Source organism: Haemophilus haemolyticus (genome assembly GCF_003490595.1).
GTDB lineage: Bacteria > Pseudomonadota > Gammaproteobacteria > Enterobacterales > Pasteurellaceae > Haemophilus > Haemophilus haemolyticus_L.
On record NZ_QQGY01000007.1, the window covers coordinates 121234 to 135875 of the forward strand.

Annotated in this window: 22 protein-coding genes; 20 read left to right on the top strand and 2 right to left on the bottom strand. The window is 42.7% G+C overall.

The annotated features are described in order from the left end of the window. Positions 1 to 55 precede the first annotated feature (55 nt). From DV415_RS06905 to DV415_RS06940, 9 genes are all read left to right on the top strand, one after another. The gene (locus DV415_RS06905; RefSeq protein WP_118790002.1) at positions 56 to 2755 is read left to right on the top strand and encodes a phage tail tape measure protein; all 2700 of its coding nucleotides are present in this window, start codon (positions 56 to 58) and stop codon (positions 2753 to 2755) included. Between the two features lie 76 nt (positions 2756 to 2831). Then, complete coding sequence (locus DV415_RS10200) at positions 2832 to 2999, top strand: hypothetical protein (RefSeq protein WP_162836930.1); 168 nt, start codon at positions 2832 to 2834, stop codon at positions 2997 to 2999. Beyond that, positions 2977 to 3429, top strand: coding sequence for a hypothetical protein (locus tag DV415_RS06910; RefSeq protein WP_006995348.1), 453 nt, complete (start codon positions 2977 to 2979; stop codon positions 3427 to 3429). The genes DV415_RS10200 and DV415_RS06910 overlap by 23 nt, the downstream gene beginning before the upstream one ends. A 100-nt stretch (positions 3430 to 3529) precedes the next feature. Continuing rightward, complete coding sequence (locus tag DV415_RS06915) at positions 3530 to 4075, top strand: phage baseplate assembly protein V (RefSeq protein ID WP_118790003.1); 546 nt, start codon at positions 3530 to 3532, stop codon at positions 4073 to 4075. Then, positions 4075 to 4410 (top strand): GPW/gp25 family protein, encoded by a 336-nt coding sequence (locus DV415_RS06920; protein WP_118790004.1) that lies wholly within the window; start codon positions 4075 to 4077, stop codon positions 4408 to 4410. Before DV415_RS06915 ends, DV415_RS06920 begins: the two co-directional genes overlap by 1 nt. After that, positions 4407 to 5321: a baseplate assembly protein gene (locus tag DV415_RS06925; RefSeq protein WP_118790005.1), complete on the top strand. Its 915-nt coding sequence runs from the start codon at positions 4407 to 4409 to the stop codon at positions 5319 to 5321. Before DV415_RS06920 ends, DV415_RS06925 begins: the two co-directional genes overlap by 4 nt. Then, the gene (locus DV415_RS06930; RefSeq protein ID WP_118790006.1) at positions 5314 to 5880 is read left to right on the top strand and encodes a phage tail protein I; all 567 of its coding nucleotides are present in this window, start codon (positions 5314 to 5316) and stop codon (positions 5878 to 5880) included. Before DV415_RS06925 ends, DV415_RS06930 begins: the two co-directional genes overlap by 8 nt. After that, on the top strand, positions 5881 to 6783 hold the full coding sequence (locus DV415_RS06935; RefSeq protein WP_118790007.1) for a phage tail protein: 903 nt from the start codon (positions 5881 to 5883) through the stop codon (positions 6781 to 6783). A 10-nt stretch (positions 6784 to 6793) separates the two neighbouring features. Further along, a complete protein-coding gene (locus tag DV415_RS06940; RefSeq protein ID WP_239990911.1) occupies positions 6794 to 7165 on the top strand; it encodes a hypothetical protein in 372 nt (123 codons plus the stop codon). A gap of 18 nt (positions 7166 to 7183) precedes the next feature. Here DV415_RS06940 and DV415_RS06945 read toward each other — a convergent pair whose 3' ends face one another. Beyond that, on the bottom strand, positions 7184 to 7963 hold the full coding sequence (locus DV415_RS06945; RefSeq protein ID WP_239990912.1) for an IS3 family transposase: 780 nt from the start codon (positions 7961 to 7963) through the stop codon (positions 7184 to 7186). A 26-nt stretch (positions 7964 to 7989) separates the two neighbouring features. Next, positions 7990 to 8343 carry a helix-turn-helix domain-containing protein gene (locus tag DV415_RS06950; RefSeq protein ID WP_118790009.1) on the bottom strand — a complete coding sequence of 118 codons (354 nt, stop codon included), beginning with the start codon at positions 8341 to 8343 and terminating at the stop codon, positions 7990 to 7992. Positions 8344 to 8402: 59 nt separating this feature from the next. On the opposite strand from DV415_RS06950, the gene DV415_RS06955 reads away from it, so the two are divergent. From DV415_RS06955 to DV415_RS07010, 11 genes are all read left to right on the top strand, one after another. Further along, positions 8403 to 8786, top strand: coding sequence for a hypothetical protein (locus DV415_RS06955; RefSeq protein ID WP_239990913.1), 384 nt, complete (start codon positions 8403 to 8405; stop codon positions 8784 to 8786). Next, positions 8765 to 9049, top strand: coding sequence for a DNA helicase UvrD (locus DV415_RS06960; RefSeq protein WP_118790010.1), 285 nt, complete (start codon positions 8765 to 8767; stop codon positions 9047 to 9049). The genes DV415_RS06955 and DV415_RS06960 overlap by 22 nt, the downstream gene beginning before the upstream one ends. Then, positions 9036 to 9383 carry a hypothetical protein gene (locus DV415_RS06965; RefSeq protein WP_118790011.1) on the top strand — a complete coding sequence of 116 codons (348 nt, stop codon included), beginning with the start codon at positions 9036 to 9038 and terminating at the stop codon, positions 9381 to 9383. Before DV415_RS06960 ends, DV415_RS06965 begins: the two co-directional genes overlap by 14 nt. Positions 9384 to 9557: 174 nt before the next feature. Next, positions 9558 to 9884, top strand: coding sequence for a hypothetical protein (locus DV415_RS06975; protein WP_118790013.1), 327 nt, complete (start codon positions 9558 to 9560; stop codon positions 9882 to 9884). Further along, the gene (locus DV415_RS06980) at positions 9884 to 10543 is read left to right on the top strand and encodes a hypothetical protein (RefSeq protein WP_118790014.1); all 660 of its coding nucleotides are present in this window, start codon (positions 9884 to 9886) and stop codon (positions 10541 to 10543) included. The genes DV415_RS06975 and DV415_RS06980 overlap by 1 nt, the downstream gene beginning before the upstream one ends. A gap of 160 nt (positions 10544 to 10703) precedes the next feature. Beyond that, positions 10704 to 11798, top strand: coding sequence for a phage tail sheath C-terminal domain-containing protein (locus DV415_RS06985; RefSeq protein ID WP_118790015.1), 1095 nt, complete (start codon positions 10704 to 10706; stop codon positions 11796 to 11798). Between the two features lie 3 nt (positions 11799 to 11801). Next, the gene (locus DV415_RS06990) at positions 11802 to 12308 is read left to right on the top strand and encodes a phage major tail tube protein (protein WP_118790016.1); all 507 of its coding nucleotides are present in this window, start codon (positions 11802 to 11804) and stop codon (positions 12306 to 12308) included. 84 nt (positions 12309 to 12392) lie between these two features. Continuing rightward, positions 12393 to 12692: a phage tail assembly protein gene (locus DV415_RS06995; protein WP_118790017.1), complete on the top strand. Its 300-nt coding sequence runs from the start codon at positions 12393 to 12395 to the stop codon at positions 12690 to 12692. Further along, positions 12692 to 12838 (top strand): GpE family phage tail protein, encoded by a 147-nt coding sequence (locus DV415_RS07000; RefSeq protein WP_118790018.1) that lies wholly within the window; start codon positions 12692 to 12694, stop codon positions 12836 to 12838. The genes DV415_RS06995 and DV415_RS07000 overlap by 1 nt, the downstream gene beginning before the upstream one ends. A gap of 167 nt (positions 12839 to 13005) precedes the next feature. Further along, the gene (locus tag DV415_RS07005) at positions 13006 to 13443 is read left to right on the top strand and encodes a phage tail protein (RefSeq protein ID WP_118790019.1); all 438 of its coding nucleotides are present in this window, start codon (positions 13006 to 13008) and stop codon (positions 13441 to 13443) included. Further along, positions 13443 to 14636 carry a phage late control D family protein gene (locus DV415_RS07010; protein ID WP_118790020.1) on the top strand — a complete coding sequence of 398 codons (1194 nt, stop codon included), beginning with the start codon at positions 13443 to 13445 and terminating at the stop codon, positions 14634 to 14636. The genes DV415_RS07005 and DV415_RS07010 overlap by 1 nt, the downstream gene beginning before the upstream one ends. Positions 14637 to 14642 lie beyond the last annotated feature (6 nt).

The window sequence follows — 14642 nt, forward strand, 5'->3', positions numbered from 1 at the left end:
TTTTAGTGCATTATTTAATCTTTCTTTCTGAAAAGTCAAGAAAAAGTGAGAAAATATGAAAAGTTTAGAGTTGAAATTTGTTTTAGATGCAGTAGATAGGCTCACCACGCCATTAAAAAGCGTACAAAAACAGCTTGATTCTTTGCAGAAAAAAGTAAAAAACACAACAACCGAGCTGAATAAATTACAACAGCAAGAAAAAACCGCTAATTCATTTAAACGATTAGAAAACGCTCTACAACAAAACAATCAAAAACTTGTAGAAGCGCGAGAAAAAGCGAAGAAATTAGCCGAACAATTAAAAAATACTGCCGCACCGACAGCAGCATTAAAAAGACAAGTCGAATCCGCGCATAAATCAGCACACCGATTAGCACAATCACAAGAACATCAGCGGAAAAAACTGAACGAATTGCGCAAATCACTAAGACAAGGCGGATTTGACACGTCAAAATTCAAGGAAAGCCAAGAAAAACTAAAGCAAAAAATTAAACAATCAACGGCGGCAATCGAAAAACAAAATGCAGCAATGGCAAAGTTGCATCAGCGACAAGCAAAATATAAATCTTACCGCGAAAGCGTGGATAATTTAAAAAATAAAAGCGACCAGTTGCGAACATTCGGACAGCGCTCAATGATAGCAGGAACAGTGACAAATGCGCTGTCAGGTGTCATGCTTAAACCTGCACTTGACTTTGAACAAGACTTTTCGCGCGTGCAAGCATTAACAGGATTGAGTAAAGCGAACCCAGAACAAGCCGCCGCGCTTGAACGTTTACGCAATCAAGGGATTCATCTTGGTGCGACAACATCATTTATATCGGGTGAAGTTGCACAAGGTCAAGGCTATCTAGCCATGGCGGGTTTTAATGCTGACCAAATCGAAAAATCAATGCCTGCTATTTTAGCAATGACAAAAGCAGCAGGCATCGAAATGGGGCAAGTGTCTGATATTTCGTCAGATATTTCCTCAGGTTTTAAAATTTCCGCTGACGAAATGAATCGGGTTGCGGATGTACTCACAGCCACATTTTCCGGCTCAAACACTACCCTTGAAGGCTTGGGCGACACAATGAAATATTTAGGTCCAATTGCCACGGCAACAGGTCAAGATTTCGAAACGATGTCAGCGATGGTTGGATTATTAGGTAATGTTGGGATAAAAGGCACGCAAGCCGGTACATCATTGCGTTCTGCCATGTTAAGACTTGCCGCCCCACCTAAACAAGCCGCAAAAGCATTGAAAATCCTAGGTGTGTCCGCCAAAGATAGTCGTGGAAATATGCGCGCTTTAACTAATATTTTGATGGATGTGGAGCGTAAAACCGCCAAAATGGGAACCGGTGACAGAATGGCATATTACAAAGCCATTTTTGGCACTGAAGCCGCAACGGCAATGGTTGAATTAGTCAAACAAGCAGGCGTAAATGGTATTCAGGAATTTACAGATAAATTAAAAAATTCTGCGGGTCGAGCCGAACAAGTTGCGCAAACAATGGCAGATAACTTACTCGGTGACATTAAAAACCTTGAATCAGCCCGTGAGGCTGTCGGCATTGCTATTTATGACACTATTTCTGACGATATGCGCGCCAGTGTTCAATCAATCACTGAAATGGTGCGAAAAGTCAATGAATGGATAAAAGCAAATCCAGAATTGACTGCAAAAATCGTTAAATGGGGCGTGGCAATGGCAGGTGCAGTCACGGCACTCGGCGCATTGAGTCTTTTAACAAGTTTTGTGTTCTACCCAATCGCAAGGCTTGTTCTTGGGTTGTCAAAATTGGGTGTTATTTTACCTAAATTTATGGGGAAAGTTATAGATGTCAGCGGTGCAATCTCAAGATGGCTACTTTCCCCTCTAAAACTTCTGCCTTATATTCTGTCACTTGGCGGCGCAGCTTTTATTAGTGCTGCACTCTTAATCTATAAATACTGGCAACCTATTAAAGCCTTTTTCGGCGGTTTTTGGGAGGGCTTAAAATCAGGTTTCCCCCCTGTCCTTGAAAAATTCCAACCACTTGGCACCGTATTTGGTATTGTCGTTGGATGGATTGAAAAAGCGGTGAAATGGTTTACCGATTTATTGTCTCCAGTACAAAGCACCAAAGAAGATTTAGATGCTGCAGCCAGTGCCGGTAAAAAATTTGGAGAATGGATAGCAGCAGGTATTGATTTTGCGCTCAAACCATTACAGCTATTAATGGATGGCATAAAATGGGTAATTGATAATATGCCAGGTATTCAAGCGGGAGCAAAAATTGTTGAAAATGCTAAACAATCAAGAAATGAAGAAACAAACAAGGTTATCAAATCAGGGAGTGCAACTGAAAGAACACTCGATGCACTTTCTGATTCGAATATGTATTCTTCAGGCGGCTACACCGGCAATGGCGGCAAATATCAACCCATGGGCATTGTCCACGGTGGCGAATACGTGATGACCAAAGAAGCCACATCACGCCTTGGCGTCAATACACTCAATGCACTTAATTACGGCAAACGGGCACTTATTGCGGGCGGATTGGGGATCAGCGTTGCAACTGCCGCCCCTGTGCAAGTTGATACTCGTGCACCAATATCTGCTCGTCCAGTGGTGACGCAATCCAGCCAACCAATGAGCGTAAATATCACCATCAATGCCGCACAAGGCATGGACGAACGAGCCATTGCACAACAAGTGGCAAAAGAAATACAACGCATTGAAAACCAACGCCAAGCAAGAGCAAGAAGTTCAATGTGGGACAGAGCATAATAAAAGGGGGAAAGCCCTTTTTTGTTGTTTATTGTAAACAGAAGTGCTAGGATCTGCGAAAAATAGGAGGGTATCAATGAACGAAAATGCACCTTTTATTCGTGAAATAATTGACCGCACATCGCAAATAAAAGGCGAACGTGTGAAGGGTGACAATGCCAAAGAAATCAAGGCAAATGTTCAAACCATTTTAAAAGCGCAACTTAGAGCCACACAATTAAATGCTAGAACGCAAACATATTAAATTTGTCGAAATCCATCATCTTTTTACGCAAATCAGTCTTGCATTGGGATTTACAGAACAAGATATTGATAAACATTCGACTAATCTCGCTGAATTAATCGCATTATGGCAGCAACAAGAATTTGTTGAAGTTTATGTTGAAAATAAAGACCGTCTATTCGGACGTGCAAAAGACAGCAGTTTAGCCTATGGCGCATCGCCTTATTATATTGGTTTATATCACGCTAGATTAAGTTATGAAGAAAACGATCCTCTTGTGGTGCTGACATTTAATTATGAAGATAACCCAGAACAAACCACAGTGTCGGTTCGTTTTATGGTTGATCACGATACCTTATTCGGGACAAAAGAAGAAAAATTCATTCAACAACGAATGAAAGATATTCGTAAACGTATTGATGATTTTATTCAATTAGGTAATAAAAAATAAAAGGGCGCAAGCCCTTTTTTGTTACCTACGATTCCACACTCCCCCACACTCGCCACACCGCACAATATTGCCAACAATAAGGCATTTTCTTTAACTGTGAATGCCTATGTCTGCTGAATTACAACGAAAACTAGACAACATTATCCGCTTTGGGGTGATTGCTGAAGTGAATCACGCCACCGCACGTGCTCGCGTAAAGAGCGGTGACATTCTCACAGAGTTTTTACCATTTATTACACCTCGTGCCGGTACAACTAAAACCTGGTCGCCACCTACTGTGGGCGAACAATGTGTGATGTTATCAGTGAGCGGTGAATTTACTACTGCCTGCATATTGGTTGGGCTTTATACACAAAACAGCCCAAGCCAATCTCCCGATGAACACGTCATTGAATTTGCTGACGGTGCAAAAATCACTTACAACCAATCAAGTGGCGCATTGGTTGTGATAGGTATCAAAACCGCCAGTATTACTGCCGCGAATCAAATTGATATTGACTGCACCACTATCAATATCAAAGGCAATGTGAAGATTGACGGAAAGGTAACATCAACAGGCGATATGGTCGCAGGGGGAGTCAGTCAAATTAACCATAAACACGGTGGCGTACAAGGTGGCCCAAGTAAAACAGGAAAACCCGAATAATGAATCGATACACTGGCGAAACATTAAAAAACGAAAGCGACCACATTAAACAATCCATTGCCGATATTTTGCTAACGCCAGTTGGTTCACGAATTCAGCGGCGTGAATATGGCAGCTTAATCCCAATGCTAATAGACCGCCCCATTAGCCACACATTGCTATTACAACTGGCGGCTTGTGCCGTCACTGCAATTAATCGTTGGGAACCACGAGTACAGATCACACAATTTAAACCTGAATTGGTTGAAGGTGGCATTGTGGCAAGTTATGTCGCACGCGGGCAATATCAGCAACATATCAAAGAAAACCATCTTTTATTAGGTCATAAATCATGAACAATATTATTGACTTGAACAATTTGCCTGTACCAAAAGTTGTGCAAGAACTCAGTTATGAAACTTTACTTGCTCAACGAAAAGATAAATTCCTGTCATTACAAGAAAATGACGATATGCGCCAACATTGGCAGGCTCGATTACAATTAGAAAGCGAACCTGTAGTGAAATTGCTAGAAGAAAATGCTTATTTAGAATTATTACTCAGAACGCATATTAATGAATCTGCTAAAGCCGTGATGCTTGCTTATGCCACAGGATCAGATTTAGACCAATTAGGGGCATTATTCGGCATTAAGCGATTAATCATTCAAGCGGGAGATGTAAACGCGCACCCGCCAATTCCTACCCTATATGAAGATGATGAACGTTTTCGCACACGTATTCAAATGTCATTAGAAGGATTAACCACAGCAGGCAGTCGTGCAAGCTATGAATTTCATGCACTCTCTACCTCTGCAAAAATAAAAGATATTGATGTAACAAGCCCAACCGCTGGCACGGTTAAGGTCGCTATATTGTCAACAGAAGGGCAAGGAACAGCCGACAGTGATTTAGTTAATGCGGTAAAAAAGCAGCTAAATGCTGAGCATATTCGCCCACTGACTGATACGGTATTAGTCGAAAGTGCGGTGATTTTACCTTATGAAATTAGAGCTACCCTCACACTTTATCCAACTGTACTAGAAAGTGTTGTCATGGCAAATGTTAATCAAGCCATCACTCATTATGTAAATAAGCAACACTTGCTTGGCATTGATATTACGCTTTCAGGTATTTATTCAGCCTTACACCAAGAAGGCGTACAGAACGTGAAACTGACACAACCGCTTGCAGATTTAATCATACAACCTCACCAAGCTGCATATTGCTCACAAATTCAAATCAACGTAGGTGGCCGAGATGAATAGCTATCTCTTGCCCATCGGGTCGAGCAAGCTAGAGAAACAATTATCGAATACGTTTTCTACCATTGCGGAAATTCCTGTGCCCATTCGCCTCTTATGGAGTGCTGAAAATTGCCCTATGAACCTATTGCCATGGCTTGCTTGGTCGCTTTCCGTGGACGAATGGGATGATGAATGGAGCGAGGAAAGCAAACGACAAGCCATTTTAAATAGCATCCACATTCACAAGCACAAAGGGACAATTTCGGCGATTCGCCGTGTCATGAAATCGGTGGGTTATGGCGAAGTAGATATTATCGAAAACCAATCACTTAAAACATGGAATGGCGAACTAAATTTTGATGGTTCTGAAACCTTTGAACATGAAGAAATGCACTGGGCAGAATACAAAATTGTGCTACATCAGCCCATTACTATTGAAGAATCAAAACAAGTGCGGCGAATTTTAAATGAAAATGCCCCTGCACGCTGTCATTTGGTTGCATTCAATTTTACACGGGCAGGCCATCGGTGGAATGGCGAGATCAATTTCGACGGAAACTTTACTTTTGGAGAAGTATAAATGGGAAAAATTACTGAGCAACAACAATGGGAAGAAGATATTTATCTCATTGAAAAACAAGATAAGGTGCTAGGTGGAGAGCTTGGCGTAATTAACATTCAAGCAAAACAGCTAGCCAATCGAACCAAATATTTAAAAGACCAAGTAGACGGCATCAACCGAGACCGCACAGGCTACGCCCCAAAAGCAAGCCCTGCGTTCACAGGCATACCAACCGCGCCTACAGCTGTATTGGGCACGAACAACACACAAATCGCCACAACCGCATTTGTGAAAACGGAGATTGCTGCATTGGTAGGTTCTGCACCTGCTGCATTAGACACCTTGGAAGAATTAGCCCGTGCGTTAGCAGGCGATGCAAACTTAAAAGCGACGCTGCTTGCTGAAATTGGGAAAAAAGCGAACGCCACTGATTTTAATGCCTTACATGATTTATTTATTGGTATCCCTATTCCTTATCCGCTCTCTACCGTCCCAACAGGTTGTTTAGCCATGAACGGACAGCGGTTTGATACTCGCCGTTATCCAAAATTGGCGCAGAAATATCCGTCAGGGCGACTACCAGACATACGCGGCGAATTTATTCGTGGTTTGGATAATGGGCGTGGAGTAGATGCTGGGCGTGAGATGTTGTCGTGGCAGAGAGATGCGATGAGAAACTTTAGGGCTCAATTCACTACAGTCGATATGGCAGATGACCAAGCTAATATCATCAGCGGAGTATCTATATCCAAGACCAGATGGGAAAGCGGTTGGTTCGCAAAAAATGATGTAGGACGGGGGATATATAATTACAAAATTGCTGAACATATGATTGATATAGAAGTTGCACGTGCAGTCCCCACAGCTGACGAAAACCGCCCCCGCAATATCGCCTATCACTACATCTGCCTAGCCGAATAAGGAGTACAACATGACCGTAACATTTAATCAAGACGGCTTTGCCGAAAACAGCGGTGAAATCATCGTGTATTGCACTGACAACCAAGGTATTTATAGCCACAGCACAACCGAATATGTGAGTGAAGGCGGAAGCCTTTCCGCAGGCAGTTATTTAGATACACCACCACAACCGAAACAAGGGTTTGTCATTGTGCGAGCAGATAACAGTTGGCAATATCAATCCGACCATCGGGGCATATATTACAGCAAAGAAACAGGCGAAAAAGTAGAACATACTGCACTAGGTGATTTGCCCGAAAGTTTAACCGCATTTGCGCCACTTGCTGAACCGTGCAAATGGAACGGAACGGCATGGGTAAAAGATGAAGCGAAAATGATCTGACCCCAAAAAGTTAGACTGTTATTTAAAGGATTGTTTTCGATATTGTATCGGACTCAGTCCTTTTAATTTTAGTTGAATCCGTCGATGATTATAGTAATCCAAATAATCTCTGACAGCATCAACTATCTCTTCTTTTGTTTTAAATTCCCGACCATAAAAGCATTCCGTTTTTAATCGCCCAAAGAAACTTTCCATCGCGGCATTGTCCAAGCAATTCCCTTTTCTCGACATACTTTGAATGATGCCATGTTCAGCTAAAATTCGACGATAAGCCACCATTTGATATTGCCATCCCTGGTCTGAATGTAAAATGACACCACAAGCTTTATTTAATCCTTTGACGGCTTGCATTAACATGTCCTCTACTTGCGCCCAGTTTGGGGAATAGCTGAGGTTATAGGAGACTATCTCATTGTTAAATAAGTCTAAAATTGGGGATAAATAGACTTTACTTCCATCTTTCGCCTTAAACTCGGTGATATCAGTTACCCATTTTTGTTTCGGGGCCGTTGCACTAAAATCGCGTTCAAGATGATTTGGGGCTATAACCCCTATCGTGCCTCGATAGGTCGTAAATTTCTTGCTTTTTCTTGACCGCACTTGAAGCCCAAGTGTCTGCATTAAACGTTGGACTTTTTTATGATTTACGCCTGGCAAGCAGGCATGAACGCGTCGATAGCCATAATCAGGATGATTGGCTTTGATGCGTTTAATAGCCTTTTTCAGCGGCTCATCCTTATCCAGTTTAATCTGAAGTTTTGCAAAAAACGTACTACGCGCTAACTGTGCAAAGCCCAAAAGCCATTTTAACGGATAGCGTGTTCTTAACCTTTGGATAATTTCCGTTGCTCGGCTTCGTCCTGAAGTCTGAGCCTTCTCAACTCCTTTAGGTAGGCTACCTCCGCTTCAAGCTGTAAAATTCTCAAACGTAAACGCTCTTCTTCAGTTTTGGGTGGCGGTGGCATTCTGGCATATTTGGGTTTCATCGGCGGTAGTCCTGATGGTTTGCGGGGAATCAGTCCTTTTATGCCACTTTTTTCAAACCGTTTCAACCATGTCCCGACTAAGGCGTTGGAAGGAATATTGTAAAAACGCGCGGCTTCTCTAATACTCATTTTTCGATTCAGAATAGGTTGAAGAACCTGTAATTTAAATTCGATTGTGTAGTGTCTACCCATAAAAAATCTGCACCTCAATTGTTGGTTTGTTTAGTCCAACTTTTGGGGTGCAGATCAAAATGACCGCACTTTTTGCACAACAAAAAGAAGGATTACTCAATAAGCTAGCAGATAAAGCTGACCAACTCAAAAACGGCTTACTGGTCGGCTATCCACAAACCGAAATTGAAAGCTTCTATCGCCAAGAGAAAGAAGCACTGGCAAGACAAGCGAACCCAAAAGCTGAAACGCCGATGTTAGAACAAATCGCGCGTGTGCGTGGAATACCTTTATATTTGCTGATTGAAAAAGTGATTGAAAAATCCGCTCAGTTTGCGGTGGCGATTGGCATCATTATTGGGCAACGTCAGGCATTTGAAGATCGTTTGTTGGCTTTAAAAACCCCTGAGGAATTAACCGCACTTGAACGGGAGATTGAGCAATGGCAATTCCAAGCAAACTAAAACGCTATGGCTATCACATTATTATCGCCTTAGACCAGTTGTTTAACGCTATAACGGGAGGGGCAGCGGACGAGACACTTTCCAGCCGCACTTATCGAGGTGCGATATTAGCAGATAAACCGAAAAAACGCTGGCGTGTGTTGTATCGTGTGATTAACGCCCTCTTTTTTGATGTAAACCATTGTAAAGCATCCTATGAAAGTGAGCTGTCAGGCAAACAGCACGATGAGCGGTTTAGTGAGGTGCATCATGCAAGAAATTAACTTTGATTGGGTTCGCGGTGACGATGAAACGGAAACGTTAATTTTTACCGATGACGACAATGCGCCTGTTGATTTTACAGATTGCCATTTTGATTGCGATATTGTGCCAGTAAGCAAAGGTGAGCGTATTCGCCTATCTAGCACAAATGGGAGCATATCGGTAAAAAACAATGAAGTGACGCTTATCATCTCACATGATAAAACCGAGCAAGTCGATTGGGTGCAAGCTAAATGGGATTTGCAACAAACCAATGGGCAAGGGCTCGTCAAAACCCTGTGCGGGGGGAAGATAACTCTCCGTAAGGATATTACCTATGACGTGTCTCAACGCTAAACCAAAAAACAAAATCAAGGTGCAACTACAATCTAAGCCCATTATTTCCGTTGCACTCAAACCCAAAACCAAAATTAATATCACGGTGGCTAAAGGATTTAAGGTGATACAAGCCGAAAATCCCATTATTCCAACGCTACCTGATTTAATTCTCAACTATAAAATAGGACGACTATGACAACACAAACAATCCAGCAATTATTAACCGAATTTGCAACGTATTTAGGCGAGCAAGACAAAGCGATTTTGGCTCAAATTGAGGCAAAGATAACCCAGCTTAAAAATGACCTGTTAGGCGGTGAGGTGTCAGCCGATTTAGACACATTCCGTGAGCTTGCAGAGGAATTACGCAAACTCAAAGCAAGTGGAAGCAGTGCACCAGAGGCATTAACCACTAAACTCACGGAATTTAAACAAAGTTTAGATGGCGTGATTGAGCAAATTAATGCCCTAAAAGCAATGGACTTAATGGCAGCTTATCAAAAAGGTAAAAATAGCTAATGGACCTTTTGCAACAACTGCCCGAGGTCATCGAGCAAATCGGGCGAGATATTAAAGCCATAACCGTTGTGCTTGGTAGCGGTCGCCCTGATAAGCCCGAAACCACAGGTGGCAAAATAAAAGGGAATGAGCCGAATGGCACCATTTATGAATCATCAGATGGTGGTAATGTTGGTGCCTGGAAATGGCAAAAACGCAACGGAAAATGGGTAGTGACAGATGGTGATACAGGTTTAGTTAATGCTGTAACTAAAAACCTAAAACCTAGTGCTTACATTAAACTCCGCAGGCAAGGCAACCTTGTATCATGCCACATGGGCGGGTTATCTTGGGGATTGTTCGGCTATTTAGGTAAGAAGGAATCAGGATTTAGCCCACGACAAGCAGGTCGAGTTGATGTTATCGGCCCAGGGGAGATTCCTCTTGGATTTAGATCTGACGACTCGTGTGGGTTCAGCCTGTTTGATGATGATACAAATAGGGCTGTTGCTGGTGTTTATGTTGGAGGGGTTGGCGATTCCAATTTTATGCGCTTTACCCCATACCACGCAGACCCTAAAGTAAAAGGCAATGATGCAATACCTGACATTGGGCCAAAAAACCTAAGACCGCAAGCAATGGTTTGGGTAACCTCAGACCCTTGGCCTGATAGGGTTTAAGACAAACGGCGGGTGATTCCGCCGTTTTTTTATCCGTCCGACTCTACCTAACCGCCCTTTGTTAGTTTCAATACCACAACGCCAAGCGCTACCCCTCGATTTTAAATCCTTACAAAATAGCCACATCTTTTCAAACCATAGAAACCATAGGGCTAAAATTATGTCTGATGAATATCTCCATGGGGTCAAGGTAACGGAAATTTCCGAAGCCTTGCGAACACTCACCACATCATCCACCGCAGTTATCGGTTTAGTGGCAACCGCACCTGATGCAGATGCATCGGTTTTCCCACTCAACAAACCCACTCTTTTAACTGGCATCACTGCCGAAATGCAAGCCAAAGCAGGTAAAAAAGGCACGCTATCTCGTGCGCTAGATGGCATTGCGGACATTGTGAACTGTAAAGTTGTCGTCATTCGCGTGGAAGAAAACGAAGATGAAAGCACCATGAAAGCCAATGTGATTGGCTCAGTCGATAATGAAGGCAATTACACTGGCCTAAAAGCGTTCCTCGTATCTGCTGCAGTTTGTGGCGTTAAACCTCGTATTTTCTGTATCCCGAAATATGACAGCCAAGACGTAACTACTGAATTGTTAAGAGTGGCGAAAAAATTGAATGGCTTTGTGTATGCATCGTGCGGTTCAGCGAAAACCAAACAAACCGAAGTGGATTATGCCGTTGTACGTGCGGCGGCAATGCGTGCATATCAAGACAAAGAATACGGCTGGCACACCTCAATTTCAAACAAAGGTTTAACTGGCGTGACAGGTGTCACCAAGCCAGTTTCATTTGATATTAACGACAGTGCAACCGACGTTAATTATCTCAACGAACAAGGCATTACTTGTTGTGTAAACCACAATGGCTTTAAGTTCTGGGGATTACGCACTCGTTCGGCTGACAAATTATTTATCTACGAAAACTACACTCGCACGGCACAAGTGTTGAAAGACACCATTGCACAATCCTTTGACTGGGCGATGGATAAAGACATCTCCGTGAATCTTGTGAAAGAAATCGTGGAAGCGATCAACGCAAAATGGCGTGAATATGTGGCGCAAGGTTATTTAATCGGCGGTAAAGCATTTATCAATGCCAACTTAAACACTGCCGCAACCTTAAAAGATGCAAAATTGCTTGTATCTTATGACTACTGCCCTGTTCCACCGTTAGAACAACTTGGTTTCAACCAATACATCAGCGATGAATACCTTGTGGAATTTGCCGCAAACATTGCAAAAGTAGGAGCGTAAAAAATGGCATTACCTCGTAAACTCAAATTAATGAATTTTTTGGCTGACGGTAATTCTTACCGTGGCCAAGTCACCGAAATCACTCAACCTAAATTAGCCATGAAACTGGAAGAATACCGTGCAGGCGGTATGTTTGGTCCAGTAAAAGTGAATTTAGGCATGGAAGGCTTGGAAGCGCAATTCAAGATGGGCGGTTATATGACTGAGCTTATCAAAGAATTTGGCGGAAAAATTGACGGCACGGCATTACGTTTTGCGGGAGCCTATCAACAAGACGACACCGAAGAAGTGGTTTCAATCGAACTGGTAATGCGCGGTCGTTTCGGTGAGATTGACAACGGCACCAGTAAATCGGGCGATGATACCGAACAAAGCTACACCGTGCCATTAACCTACTACAAAATCATCGAAAACGGCAAAGACCTCGCGGAAATTGACTTAATCAATTCCGTTTTCATTGTTGGCGGTACTGATCGTTTAGCAGAACACCGCGCAGCAATCGGCATTTAATTCACACACCTTGCCCCGAAAGGGGCTTTTATTAAATCCCCCTCCCCTCTTTACAAAAAAGAGGGATTTTAAAGGAAACATAAAATGAAAACAGAAAACACCAAAATTATCACCTTAACCAACCCTATTACTCGCGGCGAAAACCAAATCACGGAAATCACTGTCAATAAACCAACGGTGCCCGCATTAAAAGGCTTAAAGATGTTTGATGTGTTGCAAATGGATGTGGACGCATTACAAGTATTACTAGCACGTGTCACCACTCCTGTTTTGCATAAATCAGATTTTGTCACCATGGAAGTGGTGGACTTCACCGAACTTGCTGCGGCGGCTGTCGGTTTTTTAGGGAAGAACTCGGAAGTGGAAACCGAAGCGACCGAGTAATGATTGCCGCAACAGTGGAAGATGCTATGGCAGACATTGCCATCATCTTCCACTGGCAACCACAAGCCTTTGAGCAAATGACATTTGCCGAATTAATGACATGGCGAGAAAAAGCAAGGGAACGAAATGAAACAGAAAATGATTGATTATGTATTAAATATGCCACGGCATATTGTATGGAGTGGGCTGTTAATCTCACTTGTTGTTTTTTGGTTGCTTGTGATTTTCGGCATTGCATTTCTCTTTCGCTAATTCACCAAGTGCGGTCAGAAATCACGGGATTTTTTGACCGCACTTTTCTTTAGGATTATTTATGTTCCAAAACTTCGCACTTGCCACATTGGGCATGTTTGTGTTCACTCGGCAAACCGTGCCTTTTCAAAGTTTAGACCGCACATCAAATTGGCGGCATCCAACTAATGCCATTGTTGGAGCAATGCCAAAAACACAATTCACCGGTAAAGAAAGCGAAACTGTGACGATTAGTGGCAGATTAATCCCAGAAATCACAGGCGGCAGATTTTCCATTAAGGCCCTGGAATTAATGGCAGACAGTGGCGGTGCATTTCCGCTGATTGACGGTGCAACCTTTGAAATTATTGGTTTTTTTGTAATTGAAAACGTACAAGAAACCCGAACAGAATTTTTTGGCGATGGTGCACCTCGTGCGATTGATTTCAGCATGAGCTTAAAACGCACCGATGACCCGATGTTAATCGCCATTGCAGAGAGTTTAATGAGTAGCCTTTAATGTTTGATTTCAATCTTAACGACAATCACCGCACGCCCGCTTTTAAAGTGCAGATCACCACGAAAGAAAAAAAGCAGCAAGACATCACGCAAGTGATTTCGAGCCGTTTAATTAGTTTGTCTTTAACAGATAATCGAGGATTGGAAGCGGACACACTAGACTTAGAATTATCCGACCATGACGGCAAACTCGCCTTACCGCCACGCAATGCCACAATCCAAGTTGCGCTAGGTTGGAAAGGCAAGCCGCTGATTGACAAAGGGCAATATTCAGTGGATGAAGTGCAATTTTCAGGCGGTGCAGGATCGGCAGACCGATTAACCATCAGAGCAAGAGCAGCAGATTTAAAAGGCTCATTTTCCGAACAAAAAGAGCGCTCATTTGATAAAAAAACGTTGGGCGAAATTATTGACACTATCGCCAAAGAGAACCAACTCAAAAGCCAGTGTGAGAAAAAACTAGCAAATACGTTTATCGCACACATTGACCAAACCAACGAAAGCGACATTAATCTATTAAGCCGACTGGCAGAAGAACACGGGGCGATGTGCACCGTTAAAAATGGCACGCTATTATTTATGCCACTAGGACAAGGCAAAACAGCCTCAGGCAAACCGATTCCACTACGAAAAATCACTCGCAAAAGTGGTGACAGCTACACTTTCTCCATTGCCGAAAGTGAAAACTACAAAGCCGTGAGGGCGTATTGGCACGATACGGACACAGGCAAACGTGGCGAGATTATCGTAGATAAAAATACTAAGATAGTGAAAAAACAGCGTATGACGAAAGGGAGAACGCTAGCAGATGGTACAGTAAAGGGCAGACGATTAACGAAAATAAAATATAAAACCATTGAACAAAAAGCCCCTGTTGAAAGTGACAATGATAAAATTAAAACCCTTCGTGTTACTTATCCTTCAGAAGCGAGAGCCATCACTGCCGCCAAGTCTGCTTTTGATAAGCTAAAACGTGGCGTGGCGACATTTAGCCTAAATCTTGCCTTTGGCGAACCCGATTTAATCCCAGAAACGCCGATTGAGCTGTCAGGCTTTAAAGCCGAAATTGACGCAACCAACTGGCTAATCACCAAAGTGACACACAATCTTTCAGACGGCGGACTCACGAGCCAAATTGAATGTGAATTGAAAGTAGAAGAAGATGAAGTGGAAGTGAAAAAAGAGAAAAAATAAAGCGGT

Excerpts from the sequence above, each read along its gene's own strand:
- DV415_RS06905 (WP_118790002.1), top strand. The coding sequence starts at position 56 with ATGAAAAGTTTAGAGTTGAAATTTGTTTTAGATGCAGTAGATAGGCTC.
- DV415_RS10200 (WP_162836930.1), top strand. The coding sequence starts at position 2,832 with ATGAACGAAAATGCACCTTTTATTCGTGAAATAATTGACCGCACATCG.
- DV415_RS06910 (WP_006995348.1), top strand. The coding sequence starts at position 2,977 with ATGCTAGAACGCAAACATATTAAATTTGTCGAAATCCATCATCTTTTT.
- DV415_RS06915 (WP_118790003.1), top strand. The coding sequence starts at position 3,530 with ATGCCTATGTCTGCTGAATTACAACGAAAACTAGACAACATTATCCGC.
- DV415_RS06920 (WP_118790004.1), top strand. The coding sequence starts at position 4,075 with ATGAATCGATACACTGGCGAAACATTAAAAAACGAAAGCGACCACATT.
- DV415_RS06925 (WP_118790005.1), top strand. The coding sequence starts at position 4,407 with ATGAACAATATTATTGACTTGAACAATTTGCCTGTACCAAAAGTTGTG.
- DV415_RS06930 (WP_118790006.1), top strand. The coding sequence starts at position 5,314 with ATGAATAGCTATCTCTTGCCCATCGGGTCGAGCAAGCTAGAGAAACAA.
- DV415_RS06935 (WP_118790007.1), top strand. The coding sequence starts at position 5,881 with ATGGGAAAAATTACTGAGCAACAACAATGGGAAGAAGATATTTATCTC.
- DV415_RS06940 (WP_239990911.1), top strand. The coding sequence starts at position 6,794 with ATGACCGTAACATTTAATCAAGACGGCTTTGCCGAAAACAGCGGTGAA.
- DV415_RS06950 (WP_118790009.1), bottom strand. The coding sequence starts at position 8,343 with ATGGGTAGACACTACACAATCGAATTTAAATTACAGGTTCTTCAACCT.
- DV415_RS06955 (WP_239990913.1), top strand. The coding sequence starts at position 8,403 with ATGACCGCACTTTTTGCACAACAAAAAGAAGGATTACTCAATAAGCTA.
- DV415_RS06960 (WP_118790010.1), top strand. The coding sequence starts at position 8,765 with ATGGCAATTCCAAGCAAACTAAAACGCTATGGCTATCACATTATTATC.
- DV415_RS06965 (WP_118790011.1), top strand. The coding sequence starts at position 9,036 with ATGCAAGAAATTAACTTTGATTGGGTTCGCGGTGACGATGAAACGGAA.
- DV415_RS06975 (WP_118790013.1), top strand. The coding sequence starts at position 9,558 with ATGACAACACAAACAATCCAGCAATTATTAACCGAATTTGCAACGTAT.
- DV415_RS06980 (WP_118790014.1), top strand. The coding sequence starts at position 9,884 with ATGGACCTTTTGCAACAACTGCCCGAGGTCATCGAGCAAATCGGGCGA.
- DV415_RS06985 (WP_118790015.1), top strand. The coding sequence starts at position 10,704 with ATGTCTGATGAATATCTCCATGGGGTCAAGGTAACGGAAATTTCCGAA.
- DV415_RS06990 (WP_118790016.1), top strand. The coding sequence starts at position 11,802 with ATGGCATTACCTCGTAAACTCAAATTAATGAATTTTTTGGCTGACGGT.
- DV415_RS06995 (WP_118790017.1), top strand. The coding sequence starts at position 12,393 with ATGAAAACAGAAAACACCAAAATTATCACCTTAACCAACCCTATTACT.
- DV415_RS07000 (WP_118790018.1), top strand. The coding sequence starts at position 12,692 with ATGATTGCCGCAACAGTGGAAGATGCTATGGCAGACATTGCCATCATC.
- DV415_RS07005 (WP_118790019.1), top strand. The coding sequence starts at position 13,006 with ATGTTCCAAAACTTCGCACTTGCCACATTGGGCATGTTTGTGTTCACT.
- DV415_RS07010 (WP_118790020.1), top strand. The coding sequence starts at position 13,443 with ATGTTTGATTTCAATCTTAACGACAATCACCGCACGCCCGCTTTTAAA.